Below are 19,637 nucleotides of genomic sequence, written 5' to 3' on the forward strand. Positions count from 1 at the left end.
GTTTTCCGCCTCCTCGATGAAATTTTTTTCCTTGCTTTTTGTCCCCGACACTTGTGAAATATCACAAAAATATCAATAGAATTTCACAATGGCGACGGACTACCCCGCCGCCCATCCCGGAGTTTTAGACGCATGACTTCCCGTCTTACCTTTTCGGTGCCAGCCCCGAGCGCCACTGCCCCGGTCGCCGCGCCGGTCGACACGCTGATCATTGCCGGCTGGGCCGGACGCGACCGCGACGCCGTGGAGCACCACATCGCGGAATTGGCCGCGCTCGGCGTTCGCCGCCCGTCGAGCACGCCGTGCTTCTACCGGCTGGCACCGGCGCTGCTCTCGCAGGACGACGCCATCGACGTCGTCGGCGAGACGAGCAGCGGCGAAGCCGAATGCGTGCTCGTGCGCTGCGGGGACGAACTGCTCGTGAGCGTCGGCTCGGATCACACCGACCGCGAAGTCGAAGCGTACGGCGTGACCGTCTCGAAGCAGGTATGTGCGAAACCCGTCGCCCGCGAGGCATGGCGTTTCGACGAGGTGGCCGCGCACTGGGATCGATTGACGTTGCGCTCGTGGGTGACCGTAAGCGGCCAACGTCGTCTGTATCAGGAAGGCACCGTGGCCGGACTCCTGTCGCCACAGGAGTTGATGGCGAAGCTCGGGCCCGACGGCTTGCCGGCGGGTGCGGCCATGTTCTGTGGCACACTCGCTGCCATTGGCGGCGTGGCCGGCGGCGATGTGTTCGAGATCGAATTGCACGACCCGGTCCTCGGCCGCACGATCCGGCATCGTTACGCCACCCAGGCGCTGGCGATCGCCGACTGACTCCGCCTGACCCGATGCCCAACGACACTTCCCTCGAGTCCCATGCCCTGCCCGCCGCGGCCGCAACGTCCAGCACGGCGGCCGGCACCTCCGCGCCTCCTGCCCGATCGGATGCATCCCCAGCCTCGCCGACCAACGGCCGCAGTCTGACCGAGCGGGCGTACGAGGCGATCAAGCACGACATCATCACGCTGCGTCTGCGCCCGGGCGAGACGCTCAACGAAGCGCAGCTGATGCAGTCGACGGGGCTCGGACGCACGCCGGTCCATCAGGCGATGCACCGGCTCGCGCTCGAGGGACTGCTGGTCATCCTGCCGCGCAAGGGCGCGATGGTGGCCCCCGTCTCATTGAACGACGCCCTCGAGATCATCGACGTCCGCATGATCAACGAGACGTACTGTGTCGAGCTGGCCGCCCGCGCGGCGACGCCGGCCGACCTCGAAGCCATCGCGGCCGTGCTGGCACGCTCGCGCGACGCCATCGCCGCGCGCGACGTCGCCGCCATGATGCGCATCGACCGCGACTTCCATCTGGCGATCTCGCGCGCTTCGCGCAATCAGACGCTTGCCGAGCTGTTGCGCGGCCTGCACGAGCGCTCGCTGCGCTTCTGGTTTCTCGCATTGTCCACGCCGAGCCATCTGGAAGACGTCTACGAGGAACACCTCGAACTGTATGAAGCGCTCGCCGCCCACGACGCCGAGCGCGCGCGCCGCGCCATTGCCCGGCACATCGAAGAATTCCGCACCCATATCCTGAAAGCGATCTGACCATGAGCACCGACGCCATCGATCTGCAACGCCCCCTGTCCGAACTCGCCGCCGCGCTCGACGCCGGGCGCACTACCAGCCGCGCCCTCACCGAGCAGGCCCTCGCGCGCATCGCCGACCCCACCGGCCAGGGCAGCGTCGTCTTCACCCAGGTCGACGCGCAGGCCGCACGCGAGGCTGCCGACGGCCTCGACGCGCTGCGCCGCGCAGGCGCCCGTCTCTCGCCGCTCATGGGCATTCCTGTTTCGGTGAAGGATCTGTTCGATGTCGCTGGCCAGGTCACGCGCGCCGGCTCGAAAGTGCTCGACGATGCCCCCGCGGCCACGCGCGACGCGCTCGCGGTGGCCCGTCTTCGTCAGGCGGGAGCGGTGATCGTCGGGCGCACCAACATGACGGAGTTCGCCTTCTCGGGACTTGGCCTGAATCCCCATTACGGCACGCCCCGCTCGCCGTGGCGGCGCGCCGAGGGCCATATTGCAGGCGGCTCGTCGTCGGGCGCGGCGGCATCGGTCGCCGACGGCATGGCCGCCGTGGGGCTTGGCACCGACACGGGCGGCTCGATCCGCATCCCGTCGGCGTTCTGCGGCCTGACCGGTTTCAAGCCGACGGCGGCCCGGACACCGCGCGACGGCGCGTTGCCGCTCTCGACGTCGCTCGATTCGGTCGGCCCCATCGGTCGTTCGGTGGATTGCTGCGCGCGCGTCGACGCGATTCTCTCGGGCAATCCGGTCGACGAATCGCCGCTCGTGCCGCGTCACGTGCGCGGCATGCGTTTCGGCGTGTTGACCAACTATGTGCTCGACGGTGCGGAGCCGGCGGCCATCGCCATCTACGAACGCGCGCTGTCGGCTCTCGCGAAGGCTGGCGCCACGCTGATCGAATTCACATTCGAGCCGTTCGACAACCTGCCCGCGATCAACCGCTTCGGCTTCTCCCCCATCGAAGCCTTTGCATGGCACCGCAAGCTGCTCGCCGAACGCGCACAGGACTACGATCCGCGCGTGCTCGTGCGCATTCGCAAGGGCGAGCCGGCCGGAGCCGCCGATTACATCGATCTGCTCGAAGCGCGTGCGGCGCTCATGGCTGCGGCGAATCCCGTCTGGCAGAGCTTCGACGCCGTGCTGTGCCCGACCGTGCCGCTCACGCCGCCGGCCATCGCACCGCTCGAAGCCAGCGACGAGACCTTCACCGCGACCAACGCACTCGTGCTGCGCAACCCGACGGCGATCAACATGATCGACGGCTGCGCGTTCTCGCTGCCCTGTCAGGCCGAGGGCGAGGCGCCGATCGGGCTGATGCTTAGCGGCGCGGCCGGTGACGACGCCCGCCTGTTTCCGGTCGGCCGCGCCATCGAACAGACGCTGCGCGCCGCCGGGCTCGGCGGCTGAGCGGTCAATGCCGCCGCTGGCCGCAAACGTCTGATTTTCGAGCAAAAAGTTCCGTGATTTTTCGTCTCACGCGCGGATCGGGCTGGGGTTACAATCCCAGCCCAAGTGCCTGCCGCCCGGCGTCATGCGGGGATTCGCGGGATCTGTGATGGCCCACCGCCCGAAGTGACATGAACGCTCAAATCGACCCGGCCCTGCGCCGCGAACGCAAACTGTATTTCCTGATGACCGTCGTCAGCCTCGCTTTGCTGGGCGGCGCCCTGTACTTCCAGTACGTCCGCCACGAGGATCCGTGCCCCCTGTGCATTCTGGCGCGCTACGCGCTGGTGCTCATCGCCATCTTCGGTCTGGTGGGCGCCGTGTCGCGAAGCTGGGCGGGCATTCAGGTTGCGCGCCTGCTCGCCGCGCTGTCGGCGATTGGCGGCATGGCGGCGTCTGCCTATCTGATCTACGTGCAGGCCAACCCGCTGGTCAGTTGCGGCTACGACGTGGTCGAGGCGTTCGTCGATGCGCTGCCGACGTCGCGCTGGCTCCCGCAGGTCTTCCAGGTACAGGGCATGTGCCAGACCGTGCACCCGCCGATTCTGGGTCTGACGTTGCCGATGTGGTCGCTCGCCGCATTCGTGGTGATCTTCCTGTCGCTGGCGCTGCATCGTCCGCGCCGTGCGATTTCGCTGCGCTGAGGCATCCCAGCACATCTCCGCTCACCTCGCGCTTCGGCCACGCCGGCCGGCAACCGCGCTCGGCAAACGTCGAACGCCGCGAACGACTCGCCGCCGCTCACTCACGTCCGGGCCAGTGCGGGCGACTCCGCACCGCCGCCATTGGCGGCATCGAGCTCGGTGGCCACTTCCGCCACCCGCCGACGCAGCCACGTCACCTCGGGCGCGGCGTGCGTGCGCTCGTGCCAGAGCTGATAGAAGCGCATCGGCGGAAACGCGAACGGCGACGGCAACACGCGAATCGGCAGATAGCGGGCGTAGTGCTGCGCGAACTGGCGCCCGGTCGTAAACACCAGATCCGTGCGCATCAGCACGTACGGCACCAGCCCAAAATACGGCATCGTCATCTGAATGTTGCGGCGCAGGCCCTGCTCCGCGAGACAGCCGTCGATGAAGCTCTGCCGCTCGGCGACATACGGCGTGGGCGCCAGGTGCGGCAGCTCCAGATAGTGCTTGAGCGAGATGCCCTTGTTCGCCAGGGGATGTTGCGCGCCTAGCATGCAGACCACCTCGTCGTCGAACAGACGCGACATATGCAATTGCGGCGGCGGTTCGAGCCAGTTGCCGATGACCACGTCGAGCGTGCCGTTCTCCAGCGCACCCGCGTAGTCGAAACCGGCATTGATCGGCTGCACGTGCAGACGTGACGACGGCGCGTCGCGCCGCAGCACTTCGGCGATGTTGGGCAGGAAGACGGCGTCGAGGTAGTCGGGTGCGCCGAGGCGGAAGGCGCGCGTGGTCGTCTGCGGCGCGAATTCCGTCGTGGGATGCGTGATGCGGTCGATGGCGGCGAGTGCATCGGTGGCGTATCCAAGCAGTTCGCGGCCGCGCTCGGTCGCGACCATGCCGCTCTTGCCGCGCACCAGGATGGCGTCGCCCGTGATCTCGCGCAGACGGCGCAGCGAGTTGCTGATGGCCGGCTGCGACTGGCCGAGCTTGAGGGCCGCACGCGAGACGCTCTGCTCTGTGAGCAGCGTATGGAGCACCCGCAGCAGGTAGGCGTCGATCTGTTCGCGGAGTCTTTGCATGGGCAGGGGGCGCTCTGGCGGCTGGGGTTGAGCCATAGTTTATGACAATGCCGCATCATCGGGGCGACCGAATAGGCATCATCATGGCCACGAAATATTTCCCCTCGCCGCCGGTGCTATCTTCGGCTCATCCCCACGCCGGACCCGTCCCGGCGCGGTCCCCCGGCGGTGTCGGCGAGCGTCAGTGGCCTTTGCAGACGTTTCGGACGCCCCCCAACACCGCCGGGCGGCATTCCAACGACGCATCAATCACTGCACTACACTGAGAACCATGGAGACACAAGCCATCCGCTTCTATTACCGCGGCAAGGTGCACGAGGTCACGGGCGAGGCCACGACCCGCACCGTGCTTCAGTACACGCGCGAAGACCTGCACTGCACCGGCACCAAGGAAGGATGCGCCGAAGGCGATTGCGGCGCCTGTACGGTCGTGATCGGCGAATTGACCGGCGATGGCAACGTGGATCTGCGCGCGGTCAACGCGTGCATCCAGTTTCTGCCCACGCTCGACGGCAAGGCCCTGTTCACCGTGGAGGATCTACGCGCTCCGACCGGCGAGCTGCACCCGGTGCAACAGGCGCTGGTGGACTGCCATGCGTCGCAGTGCGGCTTCTGCACGCCGGGCTTCGTGATGTCGTTGTGGGCCATGTATCTGAATCGTCCCGCCGAGGCGGGCTGTCCCGACCGCCGCGAGATCGACGACGTGCTCTCCGGCAATCTTTGCCGCTGCACGGGCTACCGGCCGATCGTCGACGCCGCGCAGAAGATGTTCGACCTCCCGCGCCGCGAATTCGACCGCGCCGCCCTGGCCAGACAACTGCAGGCGCTGCAACGCGGCGACACGTTCGCCTACGAGCACGACGGTCACGTCTTCCATGCACCGCGCACGCTCGCCGAGCTCGGCCGCCTGCGGGCGTCCTACCCCGACGCCCGCATTCTCGCCGGCAGCACCGACGTGGGCCTGTGGGTCACCAAGCAGTTTCGCGAACTCAAGCACCTGATCTACATCGGCCAGGTCGCGGAACTGCGCGATATCTCGGAAGGTCCGAACGGCATCCATATCGGCGCAGGCGCCTTGCTCAACGATGCTTTCGATGCGCTCGTCAGACACTATCCAGACCTTGCCGAACTGCGCCAGCGCTTCGCCTCGTTCCCGATCCGCAACGCGGGCACGCTGGGCGGCAACGTCGCCAACGGCTCGCCCATCGGCGATTCGATGCCCGCGCTGATCGCGCTCGGCACGCGCATCGTGCTGCATCGCGAAGGCGTGGTGCGCGAGATGCCGCTCGAGGACTTCTATGTGGCCTATCAAAAGACTGCGCTCGAAGCCGGTGAATTCGTGCAGGGCATTCGCGTGCCCTTTCCCGCCGACGCGCAACGCTTCCGGACCTACAAGCTCGCCAAGCGCTTCGACCAGGACATCTCGGCCGTATGCGCCGCGTTCGCCATCGAGCTCGACGGCGGCACCGTGCACGCCGCGCGCGTGGCCTTCGGCGGCATGGCGGCCACGCCCAGACGCGGCAGCGCCATCGAAGCGGCGCTGAACGGCCGGCCGTGGACCGAAGCGACCGTACGAGCCGCGATGGCCGCCCTGCCCACGGACTACCAACCGCTCTCGGACATGCGAGCCACGAGTGCCTATCGCCTGGCCGGCGCGCAGAATCTGCTGTATCGTTTTTTCCTGGAAACGCGCCCCGACGCGCCGCTCGCGGCGCACGAAGTCAACGCGTTCGCCAACGTCTAACCGGAGTTGCCCATGAATACCCAGGTTGAAGGCTTCATGACGCAGACCGGTACCGCCGCGGCAGCCAGCGCCCAGGTGGGCCGCTCGCGTCCGCACGAGTCGGCGGTGCTGCACGTGGCGGGCGAGGCCACGTACACCGACGACATCCCCGAACTGCAAGGCACGCTGCACTGCGCGCTCGGCGCATCGCCCAAGGCGCACGCCCGCGTGCTCTCGCTCGATCTCGAAGCTGTGCGCCGCGCGCCGGGCGTGGTCGCCGTGCTGACCGCCGCGGACATCCCCGGCGTGAACGATTGCGGCCCGGTCATCCATGACGACCCGATCCTCGCCGACGGCGTGGTGCAGTACATCGGCCAGCCGATGTTCGCCGTGGTCGCCGAATCGCACGACGCCGCACGCCGCGCCGCGCGTCTGGCCAAGGGCGAGTACGAAGACCTGCCGGCGATCCTCACGCCGCAGGCCGCCAGGGCCGCGGGTGCGGGCGTGCTGCCGCCGCTGCATCTGCGTCGCGGCGATCCCGACGCCGCCCTGCAAGCCTCGCCGCACCGCCTGAGCGGCACGTTCGAGTGCAACGGGCAGGAGCAGTTCTATCTCGAAGGGCAGATTTCGTACGCGATTCCCAAGGAAAACGACGGCGTCCACGTGTATTGCTCGACGCAGCACCCGACTGAGATGCAGGCGCTCGTCTCGCACGCGCTGGGCTGGCACAGCCATCAGGTGCAGGTCGAGTGCCGTCGCATGGGCGGCGGCTTCGGCGGCAAGGAATCGCAGTCGGGCCTGTTCGCGTGTGTCGCCGCGCTGTGCGCCACGCGACTCAAGCGCCCGGTGAAGCTGCGTCTCGATCGTGACGACGACTTCATGATGACCGGCAAGCGTCACGGCTTCTATTTCGAATACGACGTGGGCTTCGACGACGACGGCCGCATCACCGGCGCAAAGGTCGACATGACGCTGCGCGCCGGTTTCTCCGCCGACCTGTCGGGACCGGTGGCCACGCGCGCGATCTGCCACTTCGACAACGCCTACTTCGTGCCCGACGCCGATTTGCGCGCGCTGTGCGGCAAGACGAACACGCAGTCGAACACGGCGTTTCGCGGCTTCGGCGGCCCGCAAGGCGCGCTCATCATGGAAGTGCTGCAGGACGCCATCGCCCGCCGTCTCGGCAAGGACGCGCTCGACGTGCGCCGCGCGAACTTCTACGGCAAGACGGAGCGCAACGTTACGCCCTACGGACAGATCGTCAAGGACAACGTCATTCACGAGCTCGTCGCCGAACTCGAGCGGACGAGCGAGTACCGCGCACGTCGCGAAGCCGTGCGCGCGTTCAACCGCACGAGCCCGGTGCTGCGCAAGGGCCTCGCGCTCACGCCGCTCAAATTCGGCATCTCGTTCAACGTGCAGGCGTTCAACCAGGCCGGGGCGCTGGTGCACGTCTATCGCGACGGCTCGATGCTGGTCAATCACGGCGGCACCGAGATGGGCCAGGGTCTGAATACCAAGGTCGCGCAGGTGGTGGCGCACGAACTGGGCGTGGATCTCTCGCACGTGCGCGTGACCGCGACCGACACGAGCAAGATCGCGAACACCTCGGCCACGGCGGCGTCGACCGGCGCCGACCTGAACGGCAAGGCCGCGCAGAATGCCGCCTGGCAGATCCGCCAGCGTCTGGCCGCGTTCGCCGCACAGAAGTACGGCGGCTCGGCCGATGACGTGCAATTCGCCAACGACGTCGTCAGCGCGAACGGCCACGACATCCCCTTCCCCGAACTTGTGGAAGCGGCCTACTGGGCGCGCGTGCAACTGTGGTCCGACGGCTTCTACGCGACGCCGGGCCTGTCGTGGGACGCCGCCACGATGAACGGCAGCCCGTTCTTCTACTTCGCCTACGGCGCGGCGGTCTCCGAGGTGATTCTCGACACGCTGACGGGCGAGTGGCGTCTGCTGCGCGCCGACGTGCTGCACGACGCCGGCAAGTCGATCAACCCGGCGCTCGACATCGGACAGGTCGAAGGGGCGTTCATTCAGGGCATGGGGTGGCTGACCACGGAGGAATTGTGGTGGAACAAGGACGGCAAGCTCATGACGCACGCGCCCTCCACCTACAAGATCCCCGGCATCAGCGATTGCCCGACGGACTTCCGCGTGGCGCTGTTCGAGAACGTCAACGTGTCGGATTCGATCCATCGCTCGAAGGCCGTGGGCGAGCCGCCGTTGCTGCTGCCGTTCTCGGTGTTCAACGCGCTGCGTGATGCGGTAGCCAGCGTGAACGACTACCGTGACGAGCCCGTGCTCAATGCCCCGGCCACGTCCGAAGCGCTGCTCATGGCGATCACCGAACTGCGCACGCGGAGCGCTGCCTGATGCATCGCTGGGTCGACGCCGCTCACAAGCTGCTGGTCCGCGGCGAAGCCGCGGTACTGGTGACGATCGCGCGTGTCGAAGGCTCGGCGCCGCGCGAGGCCGGCACCCATCTGCTCGTGACCCGCGAGCACGTGTGGGAGACCATCGGCGGCGGACACCTGGAATGGCGTGCAATGGAGGTCGCCCGGCAATTGCTGCGCCAGTACGGGCAGCAGGGGGCGCGTCACGTCGAGCGTTTCGCGCTCGGTCCGAGCCTGGGCCAGTGCTGCGGCGGCGCCGTCACACTGGCATTCGAAGTGCTCACGCTCGCCGACCTGGCCTGGGTGAGCGCGTTGCACAAGCGTCTCGCGGCAGGCGAAGCGAGCTTGCGCAGCGTGGCGTTCGGCGCGCCCGGCGCCGACGCGGCCGCGAGCGCGCAGCAAGGCGGTCCCGTGGTGCTGACCGAGCTCGACGCACGCGAACCGCTCGCCCATCCGCACACGCTGACGCGCGATGCCGACGACGCCGCGTGCGCCTTCTGGCAGGCCAACGATGGCTGGCTGTGGCTCAGCGAGCGCCTCGCCCCCAGCGACTTCCACATCGTGCTGTTCGGCGCGGGGCACGTCGGGCAAGCCCTCGTGCAAGTGCTATCCACGCTGCCCTGCCGGGTGACGTGGGCCGACGAGCGCACCGAGACGTTCCCCGAGACGGCGCCGCTCAACACCGTGATCGAGTCGACCGACACGCCGGAGGCCCTCGTCGCCGAAGCGCCGCCGGGCGCCTATTTTCTCGTGATGACGCACAACCACGCGCTCGACCAGCGACTGTGCGAGGAGATTTTCAAGCGCAACGATTTCGCCTACTTCGGCCTGATCGGCTCGATGACCAAACGCCGCCAGTTCGAGCACCGCCTGCGCGAGCGCGGCGTGGCGCCCGAGCGCTTCGAGCAGATGATCTGCCCGATCGGCGTTGCCGGCATCACGGGCAAGGCACCCGCCACGATCGCCATTGCCGTGGCCGCGCAGTTGCTGCGCGTTCGCGAACAGCAGATGCGTCAGAGCGCGCCCGCAGGCGCCGCTGCGCCGTCGCACGACGCGGGCGCCTCCGCGTGAGCCGCCGGGCCGGGACATGACCGGCATGCGTGAGCGACGGTAAAATCGCGCCCATCCCCCCCAACGACAGAACCTATCCATGCCACTCACGCCAGAACTCGCCAAGACCCTTTGCGCCATGCCCAAGGCGGAGCTGCACGTGCACATCGAGGGCACACTGGAGCCCGAGCTGATCTTCCGGCTCGCCGAACGCAATGGCGTCAAGCTGCCGTACCCGAGCGTGGAAGCGCTGCGCGACGCATACGCCTTCACGGATCTGCAATCGTTCCTCGACATCTATTACGCGGGCGCCAGCGTGCTGCTCACCGAGGAAGATTTCCACGACATGACGCGCGCCTACCTGGCGCGCGCGGCCACCGACAACATCCGTCACACCGAAATTTTTTTCGATCCGCAGACGCACACGTCGCGCGGCGTTTCGATGGAAACCGTGGTCAACGGCATCGAGCGTGCGCTGCGCGAAGCCGAATCGCAACATGGCATCACGAGCCGCCTGATCCTGTGCTTCCTGCGTCATCTGTCCGAGGAAGATGCGCTGCTCACGCTGGAGACTGCGCTGCCCTACTTCAACAGCCACGGCCATCGCCTCGTCGGCGTGGGTCTCGATTCTTCCGAGCAAGGACATCCGCCAGCCAAGTTCGCCCGCGTGTTCGAGCGCTGCCGCGCGCTGGGTCTGCGCATCGTCGCGCACGCCGGCGAGGAAGGTCCGCCCGCCTACATTCACGAAGCCCTGGACCTGCTGCATGTGGAGCGCGTGGACCACGGCGTGCGCGCCATCGAAGACGAGGCGCTGCTCGATCGTCTCGCACGCGAGAAGATCGCGCTCACGGTGTGCCCGCTATCGAACGTGCGCCTCAAGGTGTTCGATCACATGGGCCAGCACACGCTGCATCAGCTCCTCAAGCGAGGCCTGGCGGTGACGATCAACTCAGACGATCCCGCCTATTTCGGCGGCTACCTGAACGAGAATTTCCTCGCGACGTTCGATGCGCTGGACATGACGCTCGACGACGCTTACACGATGGCGAGGAACAGCTTCGAAGCGTCGTTCATCGACGCCGCCGAGAAGCAGCGTCTGCTTGGCGAGCTCGAACGCTTTCGCGCGGCCCAGCCGGCCTGATCGCCGCGCTTCGGACAGCCTCGAGCCAAACGCCCGACCGATGTCGGGCGTTTTTTCGACCGCACCACCCGTACGCCGCATGGCGCGCAAAATGAGATAAGCCGAGCCGAACGTCAACGTCTCCTGCCACATTAGTTCGCGATGATGTCGAACATTCCGCATGGGGAATATTTTCATCCGGACCCGATGCTATTTTTCGAGCGTGCACGACTGCGCGTGACGCGGTGCCCCCACACCGCGGCCGTCGAACACATACGACATATAGAACATCGGAGACAACACCTCATGGACTCATCGCTCAGCCCCCGGCCGGTAGTGCCGCGCCCGAAGCGGCTCACGACAGCACGCGCGTGGCGGGCGCGCAACCGGCCTCGACGCCCTCGTTGCTCGACCGGTATTTCGGTATCGGCGCACTCGGCTCGACCGTGCGCACCGAAGTGATCGCCGGTATCACGACCTTCCTCGCGGCGATGTACATCATCGTCGTGAACCCGGCCATTCTGTCCAAGACGGGCATGGCCTTCCCGGCCGCGCTTACGGCCACCGTGCTCATCAGCTTCTTCGGCAGCTGTGCGATGGGTCTGTATGCGCGCAACCCCGTGCTGGTGGCGCCCGGCATGGGCCTGAACGCACTGTTCGCATTCACCATGGTCCACGGCGTGGGCATGCCGTGGCAGACGGCGCTCGGCTGCGTTTTCTGGTCGGGCATCCTGTTCGCGCTGCTCGCCGCGCTCAACGTGCGCCGCTTCGTCGTCGAAGCGATTCCGGCCAACCTGCGCTACGCGATTTCCTGCGGCATCGGTCTGTTCATCACCGTGATTGGCCTGGTCAACGCCAGGCTCGTGGTAAGCGATCCGGTCACCGTGGTGCGCCTCGCCCATCTGTCGCCGCCCACGCTCACCTTCCTCATCGGTCTGGCGCTCACGACGGTGCTCGTCGCGCGTCGCGTGAACGGTGCACTGATGATCGGCATCGTCGCCACCACGTTGATGGCCGTTCCGATCGGCCGCCTGTGGGGCGATGGCAGCGCGTATTTCCCGAAGGAGATCGCCACCGCCACGCTGGTCAACTTCCAGGGCTTCTTCGCCGCGCCGGACTTCTCGGGCATCGGCCAGCTGGACCTGCGGGGCGCGCTGAAGGTGGCGTATCTGCCGTTCATCTTCGTGATGCTCTTCACTGCGTTCTTTGATACGCTCTCGACCTTCATGAGCATTGCCGAAGCCGGTAACATGAAGGATCGCGACGGCAATCCGCGCAATATGCGTCAGGCGATGATCGTCGATTCGTTCTCGGTGCTGATTTCCGGCCCGCTCGGCACGAGCCCGGCGAACGCCTACATCGAATCGGCCGCCGGTATCGCCCAGGGCGGACGCACGGGCCTCACGGCGCTGGTTTGCGCCCTGCTGTTCCTGCCATTCCTGTTCCTGTCGCCAATGCTCTCGCTGGTGCCCGCCATCGCAACCGCCCCCGCGCTGATTCTGGTCGGCGTGTTTATGATGGAGTCGGTGGCGCGTATCGAGTGGCATCGCATGGACGAGGCCATCCCGAGCTTCATCGCGCTCGTGATGATTCCGATCTCGTACTCGATCACCGACGGCATTGCCTACAGTTTTCTCGCGTTCGTCGTACTCAAGCTGTTCACGGGACGCGTGAAGGAAATCAAGCCGGCGATGTGGATTGTCGCCGTGCTGGCCGTGCTGCTGCTCACGCAAATGTAACGATAGAAGGATCCCGTCAATGTCCCCCACGAACCAAGCCCTGCGAGACACACGTGCGGTGCGCGCGCAACTGGTCTACTTCACGCACGACCCGGCGCGCGCTTCGCTCGACGGCACGCCCGGCACCGTGCACCACACCGACGGCATCGTCGCCTTCGAAAACGGCCGCATCACGGCCGTGGGCGACTATGCCAAGGTGGCGCCCACGCTGCCGGCAGGCACGCCCATCGAGGATCTGCGCGGCAAGGTCGTCACGCCCGGTTTCATCGACACGCACATTCACTATCCGCAGACCGACATGATCGCGTCGCCGGCGCCGGGGCTGCTGCCGTGGCTCGAGAAGTACACCTTCCCGACCGAGCGGCGCTTCGAGAATCCGGAATATGCGGCCGACGTCGCCCAGTTCTTCCTCGACGAACTGCTGCGCGGCGGAACCACGAGCGCGATGGTCTACTGCACGGTGCACCCCGGCTCGGTCAACGCCTTCTTCGAGGCGAGCGATGCGCGCAACCTGCGCATGATCGCCGGCAAGGTGATGATGGATCGCAACTGTCCGGAATTTCTGCGCGACACCGCCGAGAGCGGCGCACGCGACAGCGAGACGCTGATCCAGCGCTGGCACAACAAGGGTCGCCAGCTCTACGCGCTTACGCCGCGCTTCGCGCCGACGTCGACCGAGGCGCAGCTCGGCGTGTGCGGCGAGCTGGCCCAGCGCTACGATGACGTCTTCATCCAGAGCCACGTGGCCGAAAACACCGACGAGGTGGAATGGGTGCGCTCGCTGTTCCCGGGACATCGCAGCTATCTCGACGTCTACGATCACTACAAGCTGTTGCGCAGGCGCGCGGTGTACGGTCACTGCATCTGGCTCGACGAGCACGATCGCCGCCGCATGTTCGAGACGGGCACGGTCGCGGCGCATTGCCCGACGTCGAACCAGTTTCTCGGCAGCGGCCTGTTCGACTTCGCCGCCGCTGAGGCCACTCGCATGCCGGTCACGCTCGCGACCGACGTGGGCGGCGGCTCCACTTTCTCGATGTTGCAGACGATGAACGAAGCGCACAAGGTCGCGCGTCTGTCGGGCTATCACCTCTCGGCCGAACGGATGTTCTATCTGGCCACCGAGGGCGCCGCGCATGCGCTGGATCTGCACGGCGTGATCGGCACCTTGGCCGTGGGTGCGGAAGCCGACTTCGTGGTGCTCGATCCGAAGGCCACGCCGTTGCTCGCGCGTCGCACGGCACAAGCCGAATCGCTCGAAGAACTGCTGTTCGCGTTCGCGATGCTCGGCGACGATCGCGCCGTCGCCGCCACTTATGCGGCCGGCAAGCCGGTGCATCGCCGCGCGGCACACTAAGCGAAAACGTCCCGGTGAAGTGCCGGGACGTCACGGCTTACGCGAGAGATTTCCTGCCGTCGCCCTGGCGCGGCATGGGATGTCTCGCGGTCGCCGGTCGCGCGCAAGGGGCATGCGGCCGGGGATCTCCTTGGGCAGCCACGGCTGCCCTTTTTTGCCTTCCGCCGTTTTGCATTTCGTCGACGAGCTCCGGCACGTGATTCCGTCTGGTGACTTCGTTGCGGCTTGCACGCACCGGAGGGTGTCGATCTATCCCTACACCACAGGATTACCCTGCTCGTAACGCTCGCGCGTGACCTGCGTGCCGAACCGGATCGCCTCGTTGAAGAGATGATTGTCGTGCGCCACAGGCGCCGCGAGTTCGTCAGCACCATAGAACCGCACATGCACGTCCCGCGCAACATGATCCCAGCGGTACATCACCGCTTCGAACGGGTAGTCGATGTACACGTCTGCGTCGCGAAACAACTTTCCTTTTTCAATACCCATTGTCTGCCCTCACGGTGTCGTAGTAGGTACGGCTCTTCTGCGCGATGACCTGTGCGGCCGGATCGTCGGGAGAGAGCACGCGCCATTCTTCGTACAGTTTGTGCCCCATCCCGCCCGGCACCGACGTGCGGCTCGCGACTTCATTGAAGACGGCGTCGCCCAGCTGCTGCCTCACCTTCTCGCCGCCCTGCTTGGCATACAGCATGGCCGGCGTGTTGACCTGAATCTCGCCGAAGATCCCGAAGCTCGTCTTCATCGAGCTGTTGACGCCGCTGTAGCCAAGCGGGTCGCTCTTGCCATCGATAACCTTGACGGCCGCCCCCTGACGTCGTAGCGACTCGGTGACCGGCCCCATCGACGGGGCGCTCACCACGATGGTATTGCGCACCAGATCCTTGAGGCGTGTGGGATCGCCGCCATAGTCGGCGTCGACCTTCTGCTGCGCACGCACCGCGGACTTGATGGGGCCACGCAGCACCGTGCCGCGATGCGGCTCGGCAAGTCGCTGCGCCAGCTCATCGATCTCGGCTTTCGCCTGCGGAGCGACCGCCAGCATCTGTGTGAGCGTAGCCGGCGCCTGCGCGGCCGCCATCTTGAGCGGCACGGCCTGGGTCGCAGCAATCTGGCGATCTGCCGACAGACTACGGTAATCCGCGAACGCCGCCGCGCGGCGCGACGCCACCGCCTGGCTCGATGCGCGTGCCACCACGCCGGTCAGCGAGCGGGCGGCCTGTGGCGTCGCCGGTGCGAGCGAAAGTGCACCGTGCCGGGACTGCAACTGCCCAGGCGCGTCGAGTGCTTCCTGATCGACGGCACCTGCGAGTGCCCGATGCACGGGCGCGGGGGGATGAAACACCTTATCCAATGACATAGCGTTACCTGATACGGGGTTGGATCGATGTGCATCGACGTGACGCCGTGCACGGCGGTTTGCCTCCTGCCATGAAGTCGGGTCAGACGACCCTTGTTATGTTTTCACCGAAGACCCGCCTGTCGGCGCGATCGATATCCGATTGCGCGTCGACGGGCGCATTCAGTTTTTGCAACGCCCAGAGGACGAATTCCGACAGTGCTTCCGAGAGCATTTCCACGTTCAGGGCGTGTCGCGCAAGGCGCCGGTAAGCGATCCACGCCCCCGAGATCGGGTCGCGCCCGACACTCGGCGCATCGCCGGCCAGCGAGTTGAGCGAGGTTTCGACCATCTTCGACAGACACAGATCGTTTGCCAGGGGCGCATCGTCGCAAGGCAGCTCGCAGAGCATGGTCAGCGAGTCGTCGTTCGCGATATACGCCAGCGCGCAATGAACGCCCCCGTCCACGACGAAGACACACACACCATCGTCGTTGAACGACAGCCGGCCGATTCCCGTTGCCGCACCGAACTCCCGCAACAGCCGGCCATAAAAGTCCAACGTCATCGCGCTTTCCTCCTTTTCACCAGTTCACCCGCTCACTCACGCATCGATTTGCACAACGCCGCGCGCCATTCATCGCGCGTCGCGCCGCCTCTCGCATGCAGCCCACCGCTGCAAATTTCCCGGCTTGGAGGAGTGCACGCCGGACCGGTTCTACGCCCGGTGGGCTTTGGGCGAATCGAGGCAAGTCAGCCTCAGGCATGTCCTAAATCTCGATGGCGCGCTATCAACGAACGCCAATCGCGACGACCATGCGTGCGCAGTCGAACCCCAGGAAAACAGGAGAGGGAATTTCATTCATGCAGGTCACCGGTGACACAGCGTTCTATCGACGCTCAAGCTCCAGCGACGACGCCGACCGTCCGTCCGATTCGTCCCAGCCACCCGCCGACGAGTTTCACGACCTTCTGGCGTACGGCCCCTCGGCCAAAGGCGCGCGCGACGCAATTCGCGCCCTGTTGGGCGCCTACGCCGTCGCCACGAAATCGGCGTCGATTCAGTTCGGAGGCACCTGCGTGCAATTTCGGTGCGACCTCGATCTGTCAGAGCGATTTCAGTGCGCCGTCGCCCGGGTCATTGCCGACGAACGGGGAGTGACGGAAGACAACGCTTCCCCATGCGCCATCGCACGGCAGATCTGGCGAAACTTCCAGGCGGCGCCCGAAGCCACACGCCAGTGGTTTGCCAAATGGGCGGCGCAGTCGGTGCCTCAGGGCGAATCGTTCAATCGCTGGACGGGGCATGCCAAGGGGGCGGTGCTGCAATTGGCTCGAGGTGAAGGCACGCGGCTGGACGGCGTCGAGCTGATCGGCATGAATCTGAACGGTTTGAAGCTGCCGTCGGTTTGCATGACGGGTTCGCACATCCGCTGGGTAAGCGCGCGCGGCGCCGACCTCTCGGGTGCGTGCTTGCGTGACGGCCATTGGCGAAATGCCGTCTTTGCGCCGCTGGATGACGACGACGACGTATTCGCGCAGCCTGCCGACTTTCGCAATGCCGACCTGAGCGGCACCGCCCTCGACGACGTGTCGCTGCAGGGGGCGCAATGCCAGGGCGCCAGGCTATTGAGAATGCGCAGGCTCGCCGTCGATTTCTCCCAGGCCTGTCTTGACGACGCGCATATCTCGCTGGATCCGCAAGCCTTCGCCCGCTTGCCCGACTGTGGTTTGCGCAACGATGACGACACCGGAAGCGCTCGCCCCTGGGGTGTGTTGCACAGCATCGCTTCGATCGATGCGCGCCACGTCGGCCTCAAGCGCGAACTCATGCATCAGTTCATCGATATCGTTCGCCACACCGGGCGCGCCGAGTCGCTCGTCTGGGACCATATCGACATCTGGCTCGACACGCTGGAGGATCCCCTCTACTGGGCCGATCTGCACGTGACGGCGTTCATCGACGACTTTCTGCCGATGGGACTGCTGCCCAAGTGGAACGTCTCGATCATGCCCGCCGACCTGACGCACAGGCAGTTGGCGTTCTACATGCAATACCTGCTCGATATCGCCGCCGAGCCGGGATGGGTCACGTCGTGTCAGGGCGCCATCCACCAGATCGTGGACGCCGCGCGTGCACATGCCAGCCTGAACGCGCTCGCGCACGCGCTTTGCGATACGTTTCACTCGCATGAAGACGTCGCACCGGCCGTCGGTGCATTGGAAGCCGTGCTCCCCGGACTGGCGCAGGACACCTGCCTGTTCATCGACGCGCACAGGCTCGACGCCGTCGCGTGCGAGCCCGCGCTGCTCCGCGCCGTCGCCCGGCGAGAACGCCTGCCGCCGTGGGGGCACGTCTATTGCCTGTCGAGACCCGCACCGGACGCCCCCTTCGCGGTCGTGCCGAACGGCAGCCCCTTGCAGGCGCTGCTACCTTCGCGTTTGCTTCACGACGCCTACGTCGCCTCGTCGTGCGCTCAACGGCAGCTTTGCGCGTCGGTGTTCGACGCCCTGCTCCCCCCGCCAGCGTCAACGGTGCACGGCATCCACGGCAGTCACGATGACCTCGATACCGGCGACGCAGTTGAAGCGAGTGATACGAGTGAGGAGTTTGATGCGGTTGATACCGTTGATGCCGCTGATGCGGTCGATGCCGAGAATGCAGCCGATGTCGGCGGCGGTGACCTTGCGCGTGAGCGTTTTCTGCACGCCGTCATGGCGGCGTGCGGCTATCAGCCCGGCCCCGACCCGGCGCCCGATCTGACGAGCCACGCGTGGCAACTCCGGTTGCCGCGCATGCTCTCTCCTTGCCTTCTCGACATGCCGGACACTGGCGTCGCACTGCCGCGTCAGGTGGCGGGTGCACGCTTGCGCGCGCCGGTTCGCCGCGCCATGCTCGAGGCGCTCGCGGCGGCCCTTCCCGTCCTGCATGAGATGACGCACGGGCCTGCCGCGATGTTGCTGATCGAATCGCTGCGGCATGTCCGGCTCAGTTCGAGCCTGGGGTTGGGCACCGAAACCTCCTCGCCCTACGCGCTGCGGCAAACCGCTTGCGCGCTGCTCAACGAAGCGATGGCGATGTCGGCCTCCCTGGTCACGGACGCCACGGCGAGCGCATGGCGCGACGTGCTGGTCGGCAACACGCCCGAGCTCGCCCGATGCACGGCAATGCTCGCTGGTGACATCACGGCCCATGTCCTGTCTCCGTCGGCGCCGCGCGAGCTGAGACTCGCCTACGATGCGATTTACCCGCACGCCTGGCGTTGAACCCTGCGGTATCCGGCTGTCGACATCCAGTCACGGCGCGGCCATCGCTGCGCCGGCAAGGCGTCGCCCGATGGTCACTCGACATACCATTCGCCTATGCTATGATTCGAGTCCTCATTGGGGAGTAGCCGCCCTGCCGTAGACATCCGTCATGGGCAGGGGCGTACGTCAACAGACTTGGCCGGTTCCGGCTATGGCGTGCGCAGCCCTCGGGCCTGGCGAGACCGATGACGATGCTTCCGCCAACCGGGCCGGGACGCATTGTCATTGGCTCGCGTGTACACGGCCCGGCGGAGATATAACAAGGTGTCCCCATTCCTCGTCTCGACCGGTGTGGTCGCGCTCGCCGAAATCGGCGATAAAACCCAACTGCTGTCCCTCGTGCTCGCCGCGCGCTTCAAGAAGCCCGTGCCGATCATTCTCGGTATTTTCGTCGCCACCCTCGTCAACCATGGCTTTGCCGGCGCCGTCGGCGAATGGCTGTCGACCGCCGTCAGCCCGGCCATCATGAAATGGGCCGTCGTCGCATCGTTCCTCGGCATGGCGATCTGGATCCTCATCCCCGACAAGCTCGACGAAGACGAGGCCGACACGCGCCGCAAGTTCGGCGTGTTCGTCTCGACCGTCATCACGTTCTTCATTGCGGAAATGGGCGACAAGACGCAGATCGCGACCGTGATGCTCGCCGCACGTTATCAGGACTTCTTCGGCGTCGTCGCCGGCACCACGCTGGGCATGATGCTCGCCAACGTGCCGGCGGTGCTGGTCGGCCACAAGTTCGCCGGCCGCCTGCCGACCAAGGCCGTGCATGCCGTGGCCGCCGTGATCTTCGCCGTGCTCGGCATCATCACGCTGATGCAGTAAACGACAACGCCGGCGTCAGGTCACGCACGACTCGTGCATGCCTTGACGCCGG

General features: G+C 66.2%; 16 protein-coding genes and 1 riboswitch. Of the genes, 12 read left to right on the forward strand and 4 right to left on the reverse strand.

Annotated elements, in window-relative coordinates; translation table 11 throughout:
• Positions 1–132: 132 nt before the first annotated feature.
• The 4 genes from RO07_RS17345 (at position 133) to RO07_RS17360 (ending at position 3,657) form a co-directional block, all read left to right on the forward strand.
• Complete coding sequence (locus tag RO07_RS17345; RefSeq protein WP_039404382.1) at positions 133–819, forward strand: DUF2848 domain-containing protein; 687 nt, start codon at positions 133–135, stop codon at positions 817–819.
• A gap of 14 nt (positions 820–833) precedes the next feature.
• The gene (locus RO07_RS17350) at positions 834–1,586 is read left to right on the forward strand and encodes a GntR family transcriptional regulator (protein ID WP_237171286.1); all 753 of its coding nucleotides are present in this window, start codon (positions 834–836) and stop codon (positions 1,584–1,586) included.
• Positions 1,587–1,588: 2 nt separating this feature from the next.
• Positions 1,589–2,974 carry an amidase gene (locus RO07_RS17355; protein WP_039404384.1) on the forward strand — a complete coding sequence of 462 codons (1,386 nt, stop codon included), beginning with the start codon at positions 1,589–1,591 and terminating at the stop codon, positions 2,972–2,974.
• Positions 2,975–3,144: 170 nt separating this feature from the next.
• Positions 3,145–3,657 (forward strand): disulfide bond formation protein B, encoded by a 513-nt coding sequence (locus RO07_RS17360; protein ID WP_039404386.1) that lies wholly within the window; start codon positions 3,145–3,147, stop codon positions 3,655–3,657.
• A 101-nt stretch (positions 3,658–3,758) separates the two neighbouring features.
• On the opposite strand, the gene RO07_RS17365 is transcribed toward RO07_RS17360, so the two are convergent.
• Positions 3,759–4,724 carry a LysR substrate-binding domain-containing protein gene (locus RO07_RS17365; RefSeq protein ID WP_039404388.1) on the reverse strand — a complete coding sequence of 322 codons (966 nt, stop codon included), beginning with the start codon at positions 4,722–4,724 and terminating at the stop codon, positions 3,759–3,761.
• A 271-nt stretch (positions 4,725–4,995) separates the two neighbouring features.
• Here RO07_RS17365 and xdhA point away from each other — a divergent pair, with 271 nt between their 5' ends.
• From xdhA to guaD, 6 genes are all read left to right on the forward strand, one after another.
• Positions 4,996–6,468 carry a xanthine dehydrogenase small subunit gene (xdhA, locus tag RO07_RS17370; protein ID WP_039404389.1) on the forward strand — a complete coding sequence of 491 codons (1,473 nt, stop codon included), beginning with the start codon at positions 4,996–4,998 and terminating at the stop codon, positions 6,466–6,468.
• 12 nt (positions 6,469–6,480) lie between these two features.
• Positions 6,481–8,829 (forward strand): xanthine dehydrogenase molybdopterin binding subunit, encoded by a 2,349-nt coding sequence (gene xdhB / locus RO07_RS17375; RefSeq protein ID WP_039404391.1) that lies wholly within the window; start codon positions 6,481–6,483, stop codon positions 8,827–8,829.
• Positions 8,829–9,920: a xanthine dehydrogenase accessory protein XdhC gene (gene xdhC / locus RO07_RS17380; RefSeq protein WP_039404393.1), complete on the forward strand. Its 1,092-nt coding sequence runs from the start codon at positions 8,829–8,831 to the stop codon at positions 9,918–9,920. Before xdhB ends, xdhC begins: the two co-directional genes overlap by 1 nt.
• A gap of 79 nt (positions 9,921–9,999) precedes the next feature.
• Entirely contained in the window at positions 10,000–11,040 is a 1,041-nt protein-coding gene (locus RO07_RS17385) for an adenosine deaminase (RefSeq protein ID WP_052266678.1), read from the forward strand.
• 350 nt (positions 11,041–11,390) lie between these two features.
• Entirely contained in the window at positions 11,391–12,758 is a 1,368-nt protein-coding gene (locus tag RO07_RS17390) for an NCS2 family permease (RefSeq protein ID WP_039404397.1), read from the forward strand.
• Between the two features lie 19 nt (positions 12,759–12,777).
• Positions 12,778–14,115, forward strand: a complete 1,338-nt coding sequence (gene guaD, locus RO07_RS17395) for a guanine deaminase (RefSeq protein ID WP_052266679.1) — start codon at positions 12,778–12,780, stop codon at positions 14,113–14,115.
• Positions 14,116–14,370: 255 nt separating this feature from the next.
• On the opposite strand, the gene RO07_RS17400 is transcribed toward guaD, so the two are convergent.
• From RO07_RS17400 to RO07_RS17410, 3 genes are all read right to left on the reverse strand, one after another.
• Positions 14,371–14,583, reverse strand: a complete 213-nt coding sequence (locus RO07_RS17400) for a hypothetical protein (protein WP_269466450.1) — start codon at positions 14,581–14,583, stop codon at positions 14,371–14,373.
• Positions 14,584–14,593: 10 nt separating this feature from the next.
• Positions 14,594–15,475, reverse strand: a complete 882-nt coding sequence (locus RO07_RS17405) for a hypothetical protein (protein WP_072637088.1) — start codon at positions 15,473–15,475, stop codon at positions 14,594–14,596.
• A gap of 82 nt (positions 15,476–15,557) precedes the next feature.
• Positions 15,558–16,022, reverse strand: a complete 465-nt coding sequence (locus tag RO07_RS17410) for a type III secretion system chaperone (RefSeq protein ID WP_039404400.1) — start codon at positions 16,020–16,022, stop codon at positions 15,558–15,560.
• A gap of 296 nt (positions 16,023–16,318) precedes the next feature.
• On the opposite strand from RO07_RS17410, the gene RO07_RS17415 reads away from it, so the two are divergent.
• On the forward strand, positions 16,319–18,721 hold the full coding sequence (locus RO07_RS17415) for a pentapeptide repeat-containing protein (RefSeq protein WP_039404401.1): 2,403 nt from the start codon (positions 16,319–16,321) through the stop codon (positions 18,719–18,721).
• A 107-nt stretch (positions 18,722–18,828) separates the two neighbouring features.
• Positions 18,829–19,013: riboswitch (yybP-ykoY riboswitch) on the forward strand.
• A 14-nt stretch (positions 19,014–19,027) separates the two neighbouring features.
• Positions 19,028–19,585 (forward strand): TMEM165/GDT1 family protein, encoded by a 558-nt coding sequence (locus tag RO07_RS17420; protein WP_039404402.1) that lies wholly within the window; start codon positions 19,028–19,030, stop codon positions 19,583–19,585.
• The last annotated feature ends 52 nt before the right edge of the window (positions 19,586–19,637 follow it).

Origin of the sequence: Pandoraea pulmonicola (genome assembly GCF_000815105.2) — a bacterium.
Lineage (GTDB): Bacteria > Pseudomonadota > Gammaproteobacteria > Burkholderiales > Burkholderiaceae > Pandoraea > Pandoraea pulmonicola.

Excerpts from the sequence above, each read along its gene's own strand:
- RO07_RS17345 (WP_039404382.1), top strand. The coding sequence starts at position 133 with ATGACTTCCCGTCTTACCTTTTCGGTGCCAGCCCCGAGCGCCACTGCC.
- RO07_RS17350 (WP_237171286.1), top strand. The coding sequence starts at position 834 with ATGCCCAACGACACTTCCCTCGAGTCCCATGCCCTGCCCGCCGCGGCC.
- RO07_RS17355 (WP_039404384.1), top strand. The coding sequence starts at position 1,589 with ATGAGCACCGACGCCATCGATCTGCAACGCCCCCTGTCCGAACTCGCC.
- RO07_RS17360 (WP_039404386.1), top strand. The coding sequence starts at position 3,145 with ATGAACGCTCAAATCGACCCGGCCCTGCGCCGCGAACGCAAACTGTAT.
- RO07_RS17365 (WP_039404388.1), bottom strand. The coding sequence starts at position 4,724 with ATGCAAAGACTCCGCGAACAGATCGACGCCTACCTGCTGCGGGTGCTC.
- xdhA (WP_039404389.1), top strand. The coding sequence starts at position 4,996 with ATGGAGACACAAGCCATCCGCTTCTATTACCGCGGCAAGGTGCACGAG.
- xdhB (WP_039404391.1), top strand. The coding sequence starts at position 6,481 with ATGAATACCCAGGTTGAAGGCTTCATGACGCAGACCGGTACCGCCGCG.
- xdhC (WP_039404393.1), top strand. The coding sequence starts at position 8,829 with ATGCATCGCTGGGTCGACGCCGCTCACAAGCTGCTGGTCCGCGGCGAA.
- RO07_RS17385 (WP_052266678.1), top strand. The coding sequence starts at position 10,000 with ATGCCACTCACGCCAGAACTCGCCAAGACCCTTTGCGCCATGCCCAAG.
- guaD (WP_052266679.1), top strand. The coding sequence starts at position 12,778 with ATGTCCCCCACGAACCAAGCCCTGCGAGACACACGTGCGGTGCGCGCG.
- RO07_RS17405 (WP_072637088.1), bottom strand. The coding sequence starts at position 15,475 with ATGTCATTGGATAAGGTGTTTCATCCCCCCGCGCCCGTGCATCGGGCA.
- RO07_RS17410 (WP_039404400.1), bottom strand. The coding sequence starts at position 16,022 with ATGACGTTGGACTTTTATGGCCGGCTGTTGCGGGAGTTCGGTGCGGCA.
- RO07_RS17415 (WP_039404401.1), top strand. The coding sequence starts at position 16,319 with ATGCAGGTCACCGGTGACACAGCGTTCTATCGACGCTCAAGCTCCAGC.